Origin of the sequence: Paenibacillus sp. FSL R7-0026 (assembly GCF_038004485.1) — a bacterium.
Taxonomy (GTDB): domain Bacteria; phylum Bacillota; class Bacilli; order Paenibacillales; family Paenibacillaceae; genus Paenibacillus; species Paenibacillus xylanexedens_A.
Window position 1 is genome coordinate 4,976,455 of the sequence record NZ_JBBORG010000001.1, and the last position, 17,207, is coordinate 4,993,661.

The window sequence follows — 17,207 nt, forward strand, 5'->3', positions numbered from 1 at the left end:
AGTGCTCCTTACCCTTTATACCCGTTCTGCTGCCCAACCATAATCCGAATTACACAAAAAAGAAGACAAACGTCATGTAGATTCACATTACGCCTGCCTTCTTTATGGGTAAAACGATACCTCTCTAATGTGGTACCTGGGATTGGAAATCATTTCGGCTGGATTGATCCGCGTGGTACAAAACCACGTCCCCATCTTGCATCGGCCAACTTCTCCCCTGACCATCTACCGGGCTGTTATCAAAACCTTCCATTTGCCATTGATTCATCAACGGTGCATGAATATATTGCAGATGTGGTGCACTCGTATTACCACTGCGCAATGTTTCGATATTGAAGTTAACCACAATGTAACCGCCCCTCAGAAATACCGTTGCCTTCTCATCCAACCGGTTTTGTCTGGCAAGCGACTCGAGATCGGTTCCTTTGGGTACTGCATATACATCTGCTGGCAAGCTATATTCCCCATACCAGCGCTGAATCGCTGCATTCGCCCGATCCACATTAACACTGGAGGGAATATCCGTTTTTGGGCCAATGAGTGTACGGATCTGTGAAGGAAGAATCATCCAGTCATAACGACCTACCCACGTTTTATGATGAGAGGTCTGATCCACGAAACGAACCATATGTTCCGCCATTGTACCCTGATTGCGTTCCTCCGCCGACAGTTCATAGGTATACTGATAACGCGCTGTATCACCTAACTCCGTACTTGGGACATTCCGCAACCGTGAGTTCAGCACAACAAAGCGTTTTTCTAAATCCTGTCCCGATCCGATACGAATGAGTCGTTCCTGTCCTCGATGGTAGTATAAATCCACTTCTTGCCGGGTGGTGCCATCTTTACTCACAAAAGAGAACGTTGGCGTAATTCGGATACCATCCTGTTTCCCAAACATATTGCCCTTGGTTTTCAGATCAAACTTGAAATGGTAACCTGTCTTCACTGCAGCATTTCGGAAACCCTGTACCGGATGACTGCCGGGACGAATAGGCAGTACATAGGGAGCCAAGTTACCTCGGGGATCTCCGTCGATACTGTTTTCTCCGGTCCAGTAGCTCACACCCGTTGGTTCCGGGCTGCCCATCCGCTTACGGAACACATTCTCCCAGTTGTAGTCTGAAATATCGGTAATGTGAAAATCATACAATCGTCCGATAACCTCTACAGCAACGGTATCTGCTGCGACATGATGGGTCAGATTCGTGTTCGCATCCTGTTGTTCTGTGAAGTTTGCAGGTGCATTTTCGGCGATATTTCGAAACTCAACCTGGTAATTCCCTTCATCTACCCATACAGGAAGATAAAAAGGAGTGTCCAACTGATTTACCGGAATATCCACCCATGTCATGGCCGGAATAAACTGACTTCTGGCACCGTTATAGACATCGAATGGAAAACGTAACTGTTTGATCCGGAAATATTTCGCATAATCATGGTTTCCATACCCAGGGTAACTTGCTGCATCCAGATGCTGCCCTGAAGTTGGGATACGTACAATAAACGGACGCTCTAAAACAAGTGCAGCTCTGGTCGGATCTGGCGTAGTCTTCTGATTATGCGGCTGATCATCTGACACCCAGGCATAGTTCACAACTGGAGTATGTACTGTCACCGAGTTAATGCCCAGAATGGGGAACTTCTGATCCTGCCCTCCGTTAACATTGCCAAGGAGCAGTCCATACGTAATCTCACCCGTGGTCGGCTGGTTAGCTTTGTTCAACAATGTGTTTTTGATCGTAAGCCGGTTCTGGTACAGAACATCGTCTCTAATCATGTCAGGCTGTGGGATCGTTCCAGGTCTTGGAGCTATTTTCTCCACCGGAGCAGGGTCCATAATCGTCACTCCATTAAAGGTTACCTTATCGTTATTAACGGCGTTCTCTCTAACCTCCGCTTCAGCTTCAGATTGAAACAATGACGTTTCATCTGGCGTAGGCGGTTCGTTAGAACCACCCGGAACCCCTTTGACGCCAAGATCAATTTCTCGACATGGCGCAAGTTTCACATGACTGGTAACCGCAGTATCCATAGCCGATTGCAAAGTCGGTGGTGTATATGCATTGGGCGTCAGGGTCACGGTGTCGCCATAACCGCCTAGCGCATAGTTAGATACCTTGGCCTCATTTAACTTGTATACCTCCAGGTTATCGATCTGCCAATAGCTATATGTCCGTGTTACTTGCATCGTTTTATCCCCGGGCACATCACGTTCTCTGGGCTGAGGAGCTGTCCCTGGATCACCCTCACCACTAGATGCTCTTCCCGGGATCGTCCAGGTTTTATGATAAACCCTTTTCACTTTAACGGTGTAAGTCACCGTTCCTGTCATGTTAACCCAACGGTGCTGAAACAGATATTCCTTGGCTAAAACATTGGCATAGAGATCTTCCGAAGTCGGAATACCATGGGTAACATCGAACTTCTCAGATCCACGATCATCTGCCTTCAACACACCTCGAACAGACGGGTCCATAACCGATGCTTCAATAACCGTGCCTCTACTCGGTGGGCTGATGGTCACGGGGCAAGTGTTCGCAGGGTCGCCCCCCGGATCGCCATCATTACCACCCTCACCATTATCTGTGCAGTCCTTCACCACAAGCACCTGAGTTCCTTGTTCATCCAGTTGCTGGGTTGAATCAAGAAAATGAGCTTTGATGGTAGTGCTACCCACGATCCCTTTTGTCGTGATTTTGCCATCAGCACCGATCGTGGCTATAGTCGGATTCGAGCTCTGCCACGTCAATTTGGGATGAGCCGTCAGTTTATGAACAGTACGATCCGGTTTGGTTAGAACGGCTTCTGCCTGTAGAGGTGTCGTATTGGCTTTACAAGCATTCGGCAGATTCACAACGAGTCCTGGCTCAGACGTGACTGTTATGGTGGCGGTATCCGAGATCAGATATGTACCATTGTTCCAGATCGCACGCACAGTGACCGTGCCTGGACTTTCGGCCGTTAGCATCCCTGTTTTCAAATCTATACTCGCAATTGTCTCGTCAGAAGAAAACCATTTGATTTCCGTTTCCCTGCGGGATACATCGATGCCCTCACCAAAAGCTGTCGCACCATAACCTTTCGTCTTCACCTTGGCTTCCATCTGCTGGGTTTGACCTAGGGTGAGGGTAGAATCTGGGGTTACATCGATTTCTTTTTCTTCGTGAATCTTACCTTCCCAGAAGATGCTAACAGGGGTGTGGTATACCATCTTATATTTGGGTTTATTGCCTGGCCTAGTCCCATAAGGTTCCCTTTCAAAGAACTCAAACCCCTTGCCAGTATATGTTCTAAGATCCGCATTTTTTTCACTTGTAACTCTTGGACTACCTATTCCTTCATAACTATTTACCTGCTGATATTTTACACCATCAGGATCGTTCTTTAACTTAATATCAGTTACCATTTCCTTATCAATTCCTATACCTCTATATGGCTTCCAACTTAGTGGCGGCCATCTACTCATATCAACATTATCAGGAATTTCTGTTTTTACAGGGTATGCATCATAATCAGTTCCTCCGTTATCCACATCTTTGTGTGTGCCTTGATATTCTGCCCTAAATTCTCCTGAATCAAGTTGATACCAGTAAACTCCCGGTGTTCCTTGAGTTGGGTTTGCATCAACTGTTACTGCTGGCCCTTTCATGGATTTAGGACCATATTGTTCTTCTAAGGCATTAGCTTTAAGAGTATCAGATGTGCAGTAATAGACTGGTATCATCATAAATATAATTATTAAGATTTTATATAAACTGTTTAAACAATCTAATAGATAACGTTTAATATTAAATTTAAACACCACCAAAAGTTCTATTGATAGATTTGAACTTCTTTACCAGCATCATTCTTTAACATATATCCTCCCTTTACAGGATCCAGAGTATGTGATGACCAAAATTTGGAAGATATCCCTTGCTTCAACATTGCGTTTGAGTCGTCTGGTAAAGTAATAAACCCTTTTTCTTTCAAATAGCTCACGTTAAATAATCGTTGAATTGGAATAGCTATATTATCATTCGCTCTAGCAATATTTAAAAGATTTGACTTATCAAGTCTTGAAGTAAACGTTATCTCAGCGTAGGTAGAGAAGCGCCCCTTTTGTGCCCTAGTCAAGTTATTTTGATCTACAAATAACGTGGCGTACAGTCCCTTGGGTTTAGTCCCTCGGGTATCCACTACGATAAATCTATGGTACTTTACGACCCCCACATTATTTTTCAATGTGTACTCTGTGTTAACTATATCTCCGAAGTTACCTTTAATATATTTGTAATTTGATACTGTCGTTAAATTCGTCCCCGTCGTGCCGACCTCTCTCATTTCATTCAGGTCACTATACTTCCCGGCATCCGTGCCCTCTACGTCCATATAACGCAGCAAAATGGCTGACACTTCTGCACGTGTGGTGGAATCCGCAGGTTTTAATGTGCCATCCTGAAATCCACCGACAATGCCGGTCCCACGAACTAGGGCAAGATACGGAATCTGCTCGGCACCAATGGTGCCACGGTTCACTTCCGGTGTGGGAAGCAGCGTATTTTTTGTATCATTAAAAGCATCCTGGAAGCTGCTCCCGGACTTGATCAGTCCATTGGCAATCCATTTCATCATCTCGTAACGTGTCAGTTCCGCATTTGGATTGAACCCTTTGGCATAATCATCAGTGTTAATGAATCCTTGTCCGACAAGTTGGCTAACCGCCGCTTCAGACCAATGGCCCTTGAGATCAGCAAAGGAATTCTTCCCCTCTACCTTCTCCAGTCCAGTCGCGCGGGCGAGTATTGTCGCATATTCCCCACGCGTGATTTTACCATTGGGACGAAACGTTCCGTCCTGGTAACCAGAGATCAGATTTTTTTCATAAGCTTTGGCAATTGTTGCTTGAGCCCAGTGGCCCTTGATATCTTTGAACTTGCTAAGGGCACTGTCACTCGTTCCCGATGCAGCATTCGCTGTTGACGTCAAATCTACGGGGCCAATCGGTAATAGTGTTGCTACCAATACAGCTGTCGTCACCAACCCGACGATCCAAACATTCCGTTTTTTCTTCTTCTCATGACCTTCAATTCGTTTCTTCAATCTACTCACGCTCCTATGTACCTTAGTATGGGGATGCTTTACTTGGTCAACCTAGTCACTTCTCTTCATAACCACAACCTAAATTTGCCATAATAATCAATATTCTACCATGTTGTACTAGGCTATTGGTATTATTTTTCGTCCATCCCCATCACGTCAAGGCGTGCGTGCCTCCTTCCATAGACCCACTTCATTCGCCTAAAACACAAAAAAAGGCCATGAATCCGCAGATTCATAGCCTTATGCTTTAAGGGTGTGGTCTTTCTTATGATATTGGAAAATGAACTCACTCATAGAATAAACCATATCATTCCATTTGATCAACCCTTTTTTTATTCCATCCAGCTTTATTTTCCGTTTAACTCCTTATAGGATGCTTCGAGTTCCGTGATCAATTGATCACCACCGGCTTTTCTCCAGCTTGCGATTTCCTGCTCCCAACCAGCATCATCGATTTTCCCCATAATGTACTTGGTCTGCGCATCCCAGATCATCTGATCCAGCTCCTGACCACGCTCAGTATAGATCGCAGAAGACAATGTGAGTGCCGGATTGGCAATGGCATACTGCTCATTTTCACGCGCCATCTTTGTACCTTTCATACCAATGGGAACATCGACTAGTTCAGGCACGTTGTAACCTTCAATGCTTAACAAATTATCCCGATATGGCTTCACTTCACGCTGATAAGCGTCAAAATCCTTGAGTTCGGTTTTCCCATCAGCAGTCTTGGTGTAGTGCACATCGAGCAATCCACGCAGCTGCAACGCGCTTAATTCCTCATCCATTAACTGATCCAGGAACGTGAGAACCTGTTTCAATTGCTCCTCATCCGTAACGGATGCCTTCGGGATGACCAGCATTCCGTAGTTCCCTGGCTCCCCAGCGATGCGAATACCATCGGTTCCCTGGAACGGAGCCACGTCAATCTCCCCATCCGGAGCGTTAGGTGTAAGCCGCTGCTGAGAGGACTTTCCGTTCTGAGCCACACCATTCAGCTTCATGCCAACCAGGCCCGAATCCATTTTTTTGTCCGCATCAGAAGGGTCCAGGGCAGGGAAATCACTATTAATCAGTCCCTCGCTGAACAGTCGCTTGAAGAGCTTCATCGTATCCACATATTCGGTAGTCAAGAACTCCGGGGTCAGTTTCCCAGCATCATCCACTCCCCATTTGTTAACACCGCCAATACTTACAGCAATCCGCGTCAGTGGCGACGAAACACCCTCATTATACTTTTTGAAGAGCAGTGCACCGTACGTATCTTCCTTACCATTCCCGTCAGGGTCATCCTTGCGAATAGAGCGCATCACTTCATACCAGTCATCCAGCGTTTTTGGTATATCCAGCTTCAATGTATCAAACCAGTCCTTGCGATATACGATCGCAGTCCGTCCAATATCCCGGAAGTTCGGAATACCGTAGACCTTGCCTTCAATTTTGATATTGTTAAAATAAGCCTCGGATTGGGCAGACAGGTTTTTATAATCCTTCAAGTAAGGCCCAAGTTCCCAGAACAGTCCCGTTTTGGCTGCATTAAATGTGGTCGGTACATAATTCACCCGCATAATGGTCGGCATCTCACCTGAAGCAACCATAACATTCACCTTATCATCAAAAGCAGACTGCGGAATCCACTGTACATTAACATCCGTATTGGTATATTCCTCAATCTTCTTTTCAATCCCGTTCTCCTTGGCCGGTGTATCACCTACCTGCATTAAAGAGATGGAAATGGGAAGTTTACCTTCCCCTGCAGCAGGTGCTTTTTCTCCCCCGCAACCTGCAAGCAATCCAGCGGACATTGCACCAATTACAACGATTCCGCCTAAACGGGACATTGGACCTTTTGGACTCATGAACCATCTCTCCTTTTTGATAGCCAAATTGTTCAGCAATCTTGCCTCACTTTACTCAAACCAACCATGTATGCGCTATCATAAGTGTTTTAAAAAGAAGAACCAGCATTACGCCAGTTCAATCTCCACTCCCGCCAAAATGAACGGAGCGACCGACTTCGGATCATTGATCCGAATGGACTCGGTAACATAATACTCATAGGACCCATCCCGATACGGGCTTCCTCCGAGACCTGCTCCGCCGTTACACTGCGTCAAGGACAGCACGCCTTCACGGTCCGTTTGCAGCAGATGCTGCACCAGACCCTGATACCCTTTTTCCGCAACCGCTTTGAACTTGCCACTCAGATATCCTTTACGCACACCTTTGGCCAATGCATAGACAAACATTGAGGTCCCAGAAGCCTCCAGATAATTCCGCTCACGTCCCGGTTGATCCAGCAAATGTGGCCATAGCCCGGTCTGCTGATCCTGCACATGCACTAGTGCGTTTGCTACCCGTTCGAAGATACCCACAATCTGCCCGCGCTGCGGATGATCTACCGGCAGATAATCCAAGGTATCCACAACCGCCATCACATACCAGCCCATCGCCCGACTCCAGACATGTGGTGAACATCCCGTCTCACCCGAACTCCAGCGTTGCTCTTTGCTCTCATCCCAGGCATGGTACAAGAGACCGCTACGCGGATCACGTGTACGTTGCTCCACCAGCAAGAGCTGCAGAGCCGCCTTGTCAAACCACTTCTCTTCACCCGTCACTGCGCCATACTGAGTCAGATACGGAGTAGCCATGTACAATCCATCCAGCCACATCTGGAAAGGGTAAATCTTTTTGTGCCAGAACCCGCCTTCACTCGTATGTGGCTGTCCCTTAAGCTGAGTCATAAGCAACTCCGCAGCTTTGCGATACTTCTCTTCTCCCGTTTTTTCATGCAGCAGGAACAGTGATTTTCCCTGATTGATCTGATCCAGATTATATTCCTCGATCGTATAGGATCGAATGGAGCCATCGTCCTGAACAAAATGATCCATCAGCTCACGGATGTAATCAAAATACTTTTGCTCCCCCGTGTGCGTATACAGCTCCTCCAGTGCTTTCAGCAGGCAGCCATTCTCATAATGCCAAGTGGAGTACAGCTCATGGTTGCGATAACTTTCCATGAACTGCTGTGCCATGCGCACCGATGTGAATTGCAGTGTTTCTTTCATGATCAAGCCTCCGCTTCCGGCTCTTTATTGAGCCTGTTTTTTATAATCTTCGGCATATTCCTCACGTATCTTGTTTCCACCAGCATTGCCCCAATTCTCGATTTCCTTTTCCCAGCCGCTTTGATCGATCTTGCCCATAATGTATTTGGTTTGTGCATCTGCAATTACCTGATCCAGATCCGCCCCACGGTCACCATACGTTGGAGAATATAACGTCAGCGCAGGGTTTGGCACAGCATGCTCCGCCAGTTCCTTAGCAAGTGTAGTACCTTTTTCACCAAGTTCGGTATCCTTCAACTTCGGTACGTTATATCCTTCGACATAAGGAAGGTTGTCACGGTAAGGTTTCACTTCACGCTGGAATGCATCGAAGTCACTCATCTCCACCTGATCTTCGCCCACTTTGGTGTAATGTTTGTCTTCCATACCACGCATCAACAGGGTCGCCATCTCAGGGTCCATCAATTTATCCAGGAAGGAGAGCAGGTTCTTGAGTTCTTCTTCCGATTTCACCGTCGATTTAGGGAATGCCAGGATTCCGGAGTTACCCGTCTGTCCTGCAACACGATCTCCGTTCGCGCCAAGCAAACCAGCGATGTCTACCACACCATCCGGATTGTTTTTGGACAAACGCTCTTGCTGACTTTTTCCGTTCTGAGCAACACCAACACGGATACCGACAACACCGGAATCATACTTTTTCTCCGCTTCCGTAGAGTCGAATACGGCAAAGTCCTGGTTCAGCAATTTCTCATCGTACAAACGTTTCAGCAGATCCAGCACCTGCATATATTCCGGTGTCATGAATTCCGGCGTGAAGCTGCCATCATCTTCGACTTTCCACTTGTTAGGTGCACCAAAACTTACGCCAAGGCGTGTTGTGAAGGAATATTGGTCCTCATTGTATTTTTTGAAAAGCATTAGTCCAAACGTATTATCCTGACCATCTCCATCCGGATCGGAGGTTGCCAGTGTCTTGATCGTTTCATACCATTCATCCGGTGTGGCTGGCACCTTAAGATTCAGCTTCTCGAACCAATCCTTGCGATAGATCACCGTAGCCCGCGCAATATCCGAGAATACAGGAACCCCATAGATTTTGCCCTCTACCTTGATGTTGTCAAAAAAACGCTCGTTCTGTGCCGACAGATTTTTGTAGTCTTTCAGCAATGGGCCAACTTCCCAGAACACGTCATTGCGCATTGCGCTGGTCACCGTTGGGTTATATTGCACTTTCACAATTTTTGGCATATCGCTTGAAGCGATCATCACGTTGATTTTGTCATTGTAGGCCGAAGCCGGAATCCACTGGATATCCAGTTTGGTATTGGTATACGCTTCAATCTTTTGCTGAACTTCATTGCCTTTGCTTGGCACATCACCCACCTGTGCAATAGCTATGGACACATTTTGTACGCCGCCCTCGGCAGCCTGACCCTCGTCTGATCCGCATCCTGCCAGCAAACCTGTCACCAGTGCCAGTGTGCTCAAGACAGCTACGGCTTTCTTTTTTGTTGCTTTCATAACTTGAAAACCTCCCTTTTTTATGCAGTCATAGTGAACTGACTTTGAACCATGTGCCGACTCAACCTTTCACCGAACCCAGCATCACGCCTTTAGCAAAGTGCTTTTGCAGGAATGGATATACCAGCATAATCGGAATCGTGGAGAATACGATAACAGCCATGCGAATGGTAAGCGGCTGGATCTCGGTCTCTTCAATACTTGTGTCTCCGATTCGGCTCTGTGCCAGAATGACAATCTCACGCAGCCAGACTTGGACAGGCCACTTCTCACTATCGTTGATATAGATAACAGCGCTGAAGAAACTGTTCCAGTGGGCCACCGCGTAAAAGAGTGAAAATGTTGCCATCGCTGGCATGGACAACGGCAGTACAATCCGGAACAATACGCTGACATCGTTACATCCATCAATTTTGGCTGCATCCTCCAGTTCGTCGGGAATGGCCTGGAAGAAGTTTTTGAGTACGATCAAGTTAAATGCACTAATAGCGGTAGGCAGCATCAGCGACCACAATGTATCCGTCAGGTGCAAGGATTTCACGACAAAGTATGTTGGAATCATCCCACCACTGAAGAGCATTGTGAACAATACACCGAGCAAAATGGGCTGGCGTCCACGTAAATATCTCCTGGAGAGCGGATACGCCATAAGTGACGTAAACAGCAGGTTAATAAAGGTACCGATCACCGTAATATAGACCGATACACCCAGACTGCGAATCAAGGTATCTGTAGAGAAAATGTAACGATACGCAGCCAGAGAGAACTCTTTTGGAAAAAGAATGAATCCTCCCTTAGCCACTTCATGCGGACTGGTAAACGAAACGGCCAAAATATACATGAACGGGATGACCGTCACGATTCCAATCAACAGCAGCAAGCCGTGATTCACAAAATCAAAGATCCGGTTGCCCCACGTTTTATCCTGTTGCATCTTAATGTTCACTCCTGTCTGGTGAAGAACGTCTGCACCCGAGGGTTAATAGACGCCTTCCTCCCCGAATTTTTTGGCCAGCGTATTGGCACCAAGAACAAGCGCCAGCCCGACAACCGATTTGAACAACCCGACAGCAGCACTATAACTGTACTGTGCCTGGGTGAGCCCCTTCGTGTACACGTAAGTATCGAATACCTCGCCCACATCCCGGTTCGTCGGAGTCAGCATCAGGAAGATCTGTTCAAAGCCTGTATCCAGGAAATTGCCCAGACGCAGAATGAGCAAAATGACGATGGTACTGCGAATGGCCGGCAACGTAATGTGCCAGGTTTGGCGCCAGCGATTGGCACCATCAATTCGTGCAGCTTCATAGAGCTGTGTATCAACACCAGAGAGTGCTGCAAGGAAGATAATTGTGCCCCAACCGACTTCTTTCCAGATGGATTGTCCAACAATCATCGTTCGGAACCAACCTGGTTCAAGCAGGAACGCCACTTTTTGTCCCGTCAGGTTATAGAGCAATTCATTAATCGCACCACCCTCAGTTGTGAACAGCATGTAGAACACACCGACAACAACAACCCAGGAAACAAAGTGTGGAACATAGACAAGAGTTTGTACAAATCGTTTGAAACGTTCACGGCGAACTTCATTCATCATGAGTGCCAGTACAATTGGCAGTGGGAAAAAGAACACAATGTTATAAATGGCAAGTAAAAACGTATTTCGAAATAATGTCCAGAACTGCGGTTCTCCGAAGAAACGCTGGAAATGTTTGAACCCTACCCAGTCACTTCCCAAGATGCCCTTGTAAGGCGTGTAATCCTGAAAAGCCATCGTGATGCCATACATGGGTATGTATTTGAAAATAACAAAGTACAGCACACCCGGTATTAACATAATATAAAGCCACCGGTTTTTGATAATGTCCCTCCACAGCAGGTTTTTGTCACTGCGGGTAGCGGGCCGTGTTCGAGCCGCCGTTTCGGCTTTCATATTGTCTTCCTCCCCACGTTGGAAACGATTACAAAATATCACTTCCTGAATTCATGTCTTCATTGTGGAGGATAAACGAATGACTGGCTATCGTCTCGTTTTAGCCTTTTGTTTTTCCTTATGTAGCAAGGGTTTAGCTCATTTCTGTCACAGAGTTCAAAGGCGCAATGAACTGCTTTCAACCTCTATATTCCTGTCTTAACTTCATGGAGAAAAGTGGTCTTCTTCCTTCATCCGAACGTAAAAAAGCCTGCCTGCCATGGCGGGCAGAGCAGGTTTGTTTTATCGCTGCTGCTCCCGGTACTTGCCGGGGGTTGTTCCTGTGATTTTGCGAAACGTACGGATAAATGCGGTTGGGTTGGTATAGTTTAATTTCTCGGCAATCTCCGATATTTTAAGATTTGTTGTTTGCAGCCATGTCTTTGCTTTTTCCATACGATACTCTGCGAGATATTCCGTAAAATTGACTCCGGCTTCCTTCTTGAATACCCGACTTAGATAGACAGGGTGAAAATTAAGCTCAGCGGCACAGGCTTCCAGCGACAATTCACGATCATAACGTTCCTCGATTAAACGAATCATACGTCTCGCAATATTCATGTATTGGGATTCTTCCTGTTCTCGCCAGAAACGGATGACGGGCAGGAACAGCCGCTTGCGGAACCAATTGGTCATTTCGTCCAATGTGGACAACTTCAGCAAATGTGACATGGATGCTTTTTCACCCAGTACTTCGGCCACATCCCCGCCCTGCTCCTGCACAAGCTGATATACACGAGACAATAACTGAACCATAATGACGGGATATTCACTGAAATGAAGCTTTTTGTCTGCAAGTAGCCCCAAATATTGCTTAAAGTAGGCGTCCGTTTTCTCTTCATCTCCTTGCTTGAGGGCAGACGCGAGCTGATCCTCGATCATACGTAACTGGGTATACAACGCGGCCTCCATCTGACCACGTGGCTGAATATCCTCGTAATGCAAAATAATACGGCTACCCAGACTTACCCGGCCTTGCAGAGCCTCGCGGCTCTCCTGAACCGCTCTTGGCGTATCTCCGATACAAGTGTAAGAACGACTGATGCCAATACTTACGGGCAGATTCAGATAAGTCACGACACGTTCGCGGATCCAGTCTGCCTGGGTATGCATCCATTCCTTCAGCTTCATCTCATCCGTGAGTTCGGAGGCAAGAACGGTGACCTGAGCATCATCCAGCATGACCGGAGTGAACCGAACTGCTGAAGGAAGGAGCTCACCTACCATATTGTTGACAGCAAACAGCAGCAGATCGCGATCCTGTTCCTCATATCGGGTCCCTTCCAAGGTATCGATCTGGAGCATGAGTACGCCAAGAGTCGCCCACCCTGTCGGGAAATCGTACAATTCTCCCTGATATCTGAAATCTTCCTCCGAGATTTTGCCTGTCAGCAGTTTGGTCATAAAAAACTCCTGGAGGTGCACATGCTGCCCCTTCATCTGCTCACGCATCGTTTTCTCCGAACTGAACAAGGTTGACAACTGCTCCTCAATATAGATAAATTCATCCTGACGGCGTCCTGACGGAGCAACTGGGGAATCCAACCCCTTCGTAAATTGCAGCAGTCTGGAGATCGGGGAGTACATCCGCCGACTGCCGTATATGGCGAATAATCCCGTTACACATAACATGACCAGTGTAGCGATACCGGTGACCAATGCAATTTTCTGTGACTGGGCCGTAATCTGTCCAAGAGATACAACGGACACGTATAACCAGCCATTGAGTGGAGATTGCCTATAGCTAACCGCCACTTGGTTACCTTCCACCTCCGCACTGAAGAAACCCTCTGGCTGGCCTGTCGTTTGCACCATTTCCTGAATTTCCTTATTCAGCGCGTCATATTTCCCGCCTTGCTGCATATCGTTCAGAAAATACTTCTGCTCCCGATCCAGAACGTACATATCTCCAGAATTTGTATTTCGGCTCAAAAACGTACTCAGTTCCGTATCGGCGATATCAATCACAAGAAATCCCTTTGGTTTCACATTGGTTGGTATCATCGGGATTTTGAATACCATACTGACCACATTATCCGAAGATATAAGGGTAGGTGCCTGTTCGGGTGTTAGTTCACCCATACCTGCTGACACAGGTACACTTTCTTTGGCTGAACTGGCATTCTGAGTGACCCAAAAAAGGCTGTTGGTATAACTTAGGTAGGAGCCAATCCGGTCTCGAATGCTAAAATCATCCAATTTTCCAAAAGAACGCATCGAAACGACCCAATCTTCATCCAGATTAACCAGATAGGCTTGGTCAATGTTCGTAACCGCTTGCAAGTTGTTAAATCCGGATGTCAGATCACGAATCTCCTGAAACTCGCTGCTGTCTAGTGGTTTCTTCATCGCTTGTAGTACCAGAGGCGAATTGACATACTGGATGGATGATAATTGCAGGCTGCGCAGAACTTGTTCTACCCGCATTTGGGTCTGATGCAATATCTGAAGATTGCTCTCACGCACTTTCTGCTCAATGTCACGCGATGCAATTGTATACGAGACGGTACCAATAACAATGACTGGAAGGGCTCCGAGGATCAGGGTAAAGCAGAGCAAACGCAGTAAATACTTCGGCAAGAAGAGCATCCTCCTTTATACGTATGTTTATTAAAATAAATCGCTTTCATTGGATTATTTTACTATTGTTATTTTAAAACCCATTCTTATTCAAGTCCACTCATTTATTCTAAAGGTTGACTTCAAACCAATTTCCAGTTTATATTGGTTGCATATTCCTCAATCAAAGGAGAGATTTTTAATGTCGGTGAATGTTCTTAACTAACCAAGTTTCATATTCAGGAGTTTGGCCTTTCATTGCGCTTGTGCCCATATGGCATACGTGTATTTCATGATGCGCCAGATCCCTGTACTTAGTTAAGAACAGCGGATATCATAAATCGCCTCCAGGATTGTAATTGTCCGGGTCTATTTCCGCGCTGAGTTCAGCGCGGATTTTTTAATATAGACCTTTAGTGGACTTTGCTTTCCCATACGTTTAGGGCGGAGAATGACGTTTGTTCATTCTCCGCCCTTTTTGCGTTTTCCAGGAATATGTTTCAGCGCGTCAACTGAAATCCCAACTCAAATTCAAGGAGAGATTACGCATGAATGAAAACACATTAAACAGTTTGGGCTATCCACAAATTCAAAAAAACGTTGCAGACTGCGCCCTGTCTTATCTGGGCAAACGTTATGCCAGAGAACTAAAACCGATGGTAGATGCTCACCTGATCCAGCTCCGGCTGGAAGAAACAGTTGAAGCGGCTACGTTGATTCGCTTCGGGGCCAGTATCCCCCTCCCTTCACTCGACGGAATGGAAACGATTATGGATCTGCTTGGCACCGGTTATCTATTCAGTGAACGCGACTTCAGTCATCTCGCTCAGTTCCTGCGGAGCTGTGCACAACTCATGAAATACATGGAGGGTAAATCTGGGGCCGCTCCCACCGTCAGTCGTTATGCAGCATCCATGATTATGATCGAACCTTTGCTGAGTGAGATCGAGCGCTGCATCCATAGTGGACGCATTCAGGATCAGGCGAGCAAGGAACTGATTCGAATCCGCAAAAAAATGACCGTGAATGAGGAACGTATGAAACGAAAGCTTGATTCTCTGGTGAGCAAACATCGCTCCATTATGCAGGAGCATGTCATCAGCCAACGCGGAGGAAGAACAGTTCTGCCCATTAAGAAAGAGTTCCGTAAACAGGTAAAAGGCAGTGTGCTGGATGAATCCGGGAGTGGGCAAACCGTATATATCGAACCCGTTGAGTTAGTAAGTCTGCAGATGCAATTGGCTGCTCTACAAGCGGAGGAGTCCCGAGAGGAGATGAGAATTCTCGGTGATTTAACCTCCCTCGCCGAATCGTATAACCGTGAAATCGCCCTGAACACCGAAACGGTAGGTGTATTGGACTTCCTGTTTGCCAAAGCCAAATATGCGGCCACCATGGATGGACGTACCGTTCGAGTCAATACTCAGGGCCACATTAACCTTCAACGTGCACGTCATCCGTTCATGGGTTCTTCTATGGTTCCCCTTGATTTTGCAATCGGCAGAACATACTCGTCGCTCATTATTACGGGCCCAAATACCGGGGGTAAAACGGTCGCACTCAAAACACTTGGTTTGCTAACCCTGATGATGCAATCCGGTTTGCTTATTCCGGTCGAGGAAGGTGGCGAGATGGCTGTTTATAACGAGGTAGCGGTTGATATTGGTGACGGGCAGAGTTTGGAACAAGCACTCAGTACATTCTCAGCACATATTCACAATATGATTGGCATACTGGAACAGGCCAATACGTCAACTCTGGTGCTCATTGATGAGATGGCTTCCGGCACAGATCCTGGCGAAGGTGTTGGACTATCTATCGCCATGCTGGAGGAACTTCACAGCCGCGGAGCAACCGTTGTGGCGACAACACATTTTGGTGAAATCAAACATTTTGCAGCTGCCACACCAGGATTCGAAAATGCCCGCATGGAATTTGATACCGTTTCTCTCCAGCCGCTGTATCGATTGCGTATCGGAGAAGCTGGTGAAAGCTATGCTTATTCCATCGCATTAAAGCTGGGCATGCCACAGCGAATTATCGAGCGATCCAAGTCCCTGTCAGATCAAAGTATTTCAAGAGATCGTACATTCGTGTTCGCGTCATCTCCTTTGGAAACACCGGTCCTGACACCTGATCGTTCCGTTGCAGAAGCAGACGGCCCAGCAGAGTTGTCCAAGCGGAATCAGTCGAAGCAGTCAAAGGATTCAATCGGTCTCCACAAAAAGACAACACCAAGAGAGTCAGATCCCCCTGCTCCTGCTAAAACTTTTCGCAAAGGAGATCGGGTGTATGCGGCCTATCTTAATCAGTCGGGCATCGTCTGTGATGTCGAGGATAGCCGTGGAAATATCGGGGTCATGCTGCGGGGACGCAAAGTCAAAATCCATAAGAAACGCCTGACCCTGCATATATCAGCCGATGAGCTTTATCCGGGTGACGATTATGACTTGGACATTGTGCTAGAAACAAAGGAAAATCGAAAGAAGCGTAAATTGATGGGACGCAAACATGTGGAAGGCCTACAGATCGAATTACCGCCTGAAGAATAGCCGATGGGAGAAACAGATGTGGTGAACTGGAAGTCATATATACAGAGCGAAATCCATAATCACCGGCACATTTCTGTTATACTGGGGACCAGTATGTTTAACTTCAGCTCGTAGCTATTGCACAGGGAGGGAAGAACTGAATGTCTGCAGAACAAGACAATCAAGAGCACATCCATATCGATGTTCTTGTCTGCCCATTATGCGGGGAAGCTAATCGCTGTTCCTATGCGGCAGGACATCCTCATTCGGAATGCTGGTGTAACCGGGCTACTTTCCCCGAGGGTGTGTTTGACCGCATTCCGCCAGAGCAGCGCCGAAAATCGTGCATATGTCAACGCTGTTTGGACGAATATGCCGATAAAAGCCAACAAAAAGAAGAGCCACACAGTTAACAACTGTATGGCTCTTCTTCATTATGCCTCATCTATACTGTTAGTTGGCTGC

The 17,207-nt window shown here is 46.8% G+C and carries 10 protein-coding genes; 2 read left to right on the forward strand and 8 right to left on the reverse strand.

The window, feature by feature from the left end:
• Nucleotides 1-124: 124 nt before the first annotated feature.
• The 8 genes from MKY44_RS21780 to MKY44_RS21815 all read right to left on the reverse strand — a co-directional run bounded on the left by MKY44_RS21780 (nt 125) and on the right by MKY44_RS21815 (nt 14,232).
• Complete coding sequence (locus tag MKY44_RS21780; RefSeq protein WP_341008573.1) at nt 125-3,730, reverse strand: DUF5704 domain-containing protein; 3,606 nt, start codon at nt 3,728-3,730, stop codon at nt 125-127.
• Between the two features lie 86 nt (nt 3,731-3,816).
• A complete protein-coding gene (locus MKY44_RS21785; protein ID WP_341008574.1) occupies nt 3,817-5,085 on the reverse strand; it encodes an S-layer homology domain-containing protein in 1,269 nt (422 codons plus the stop codon).
• Nucleotides 5,086-5,432: 347 nt separating this feature from the next.
• Entirely contained in the window at nt 5,433-6,944 is a 1,512-nt protein-coding gene (locus MKY44_RS21790; RefSeq protein ID WP_341008575.1) for an extracellular solute-binding protein, read from the reverse strand.
• Nucleotides 6,945-7,052: 108 nt separating this feature from the next.
• Nucleotides 7,053-8,156: a glycoside hydrolase family 88/105 protein gene (locus MKY44_RS21795; protein ID WP_341008576.1), complete on the reverse strand. Its 1,104-nt coding sequence runs from the start codon at nt 8,154-8,156 to the stop codon at nt 7,053-7,055.
• A 24-nt stretch (nt 8,157-8,180) separates the two neighbouring features.
• Complete coding sequence (locus MKY44_RS21800; RefSeq protein ID WP_341008577.1) at nt 8,181-9,680, reverse strand: extracellular solute-binding protein; 1,500 nt, start codon at nt 9,678-9,680, stop codon at nt 8,181-8,183.
• 61 nt (nt 9,681-9,741) lie between these two features.
• Nucleotides 9,742-10,614: a carbohydrate ABC transporter permease gene (locus MKY44_RS21805; RefSeq protein ID WP_169481870.1), complete on the reverse strand. Its 873-nt coding sequence runs from the start codon at nt 10,612-10,614 to the stop codon at nt 9,742-9,744.
• Nucleotides 10,615-10,659: 45 nt separating this feature from the next.
• The gene (locus MKY44_RS21810; protein WP_017686861.1) at nt 10,660-11,613 is read right to left on the reverse strand and encodes an ABC transporter permease; all 954 of its coding nucleotides are present in this window, start codon (nt 11,611-11,613) and stop codon (nt 10,660-10,662) included.
• Between the two features lie 282 nt (nt 11,614-11,895).
• On the reverse strand, nt 11,896-14,232 hold the full coding sequence (locus MKY44_RS21815) for an AraC family transcriptional regulator (protein ID WP_341008579.1): 2,337 nt from the start codon (nt 14,230-14,232) through the stop codon (nt 11,896-11,898).
• Between the two features lie 527 nt (nt 14,233-14,759).
• Between MKY44_RS21815 and MKY44_RS21820 the strand changes: the two genes are divergently transcribed.
• Together MKY44_RS21820 and MKY44_RS21825 are read left to right on the forward strand one after the other, a co-directional pair.
• Complete coding sequence (locus MKY44_RS21820) at nt 14,760-16,763, forward strand: endonuclease MutS2 (RefSeq protein WP_341008580.1); 2,004 nt, start codon at nt 14,760-14,762, stop codon at nt 16,761-16,763.
• 140 nt (nt 16,764-16,903) lie between these two features.
• Nucleotides 16,904-17,155 carry a cysteine-rich CWC family protein gene (locus tag MKY44_RS21825; RefSeq protein ID WP_341008581.1) on the forward strand — a complete coding sequence of 84 codons (252 nt, stop codon included), beginning with the start codon at nt 16,904-16,906 and terminating at the stop codon, nt 17,153-17,155.
• The last annotated feature ends 52 nt before the right edge of the window (nt 17,156-17,207 follow it).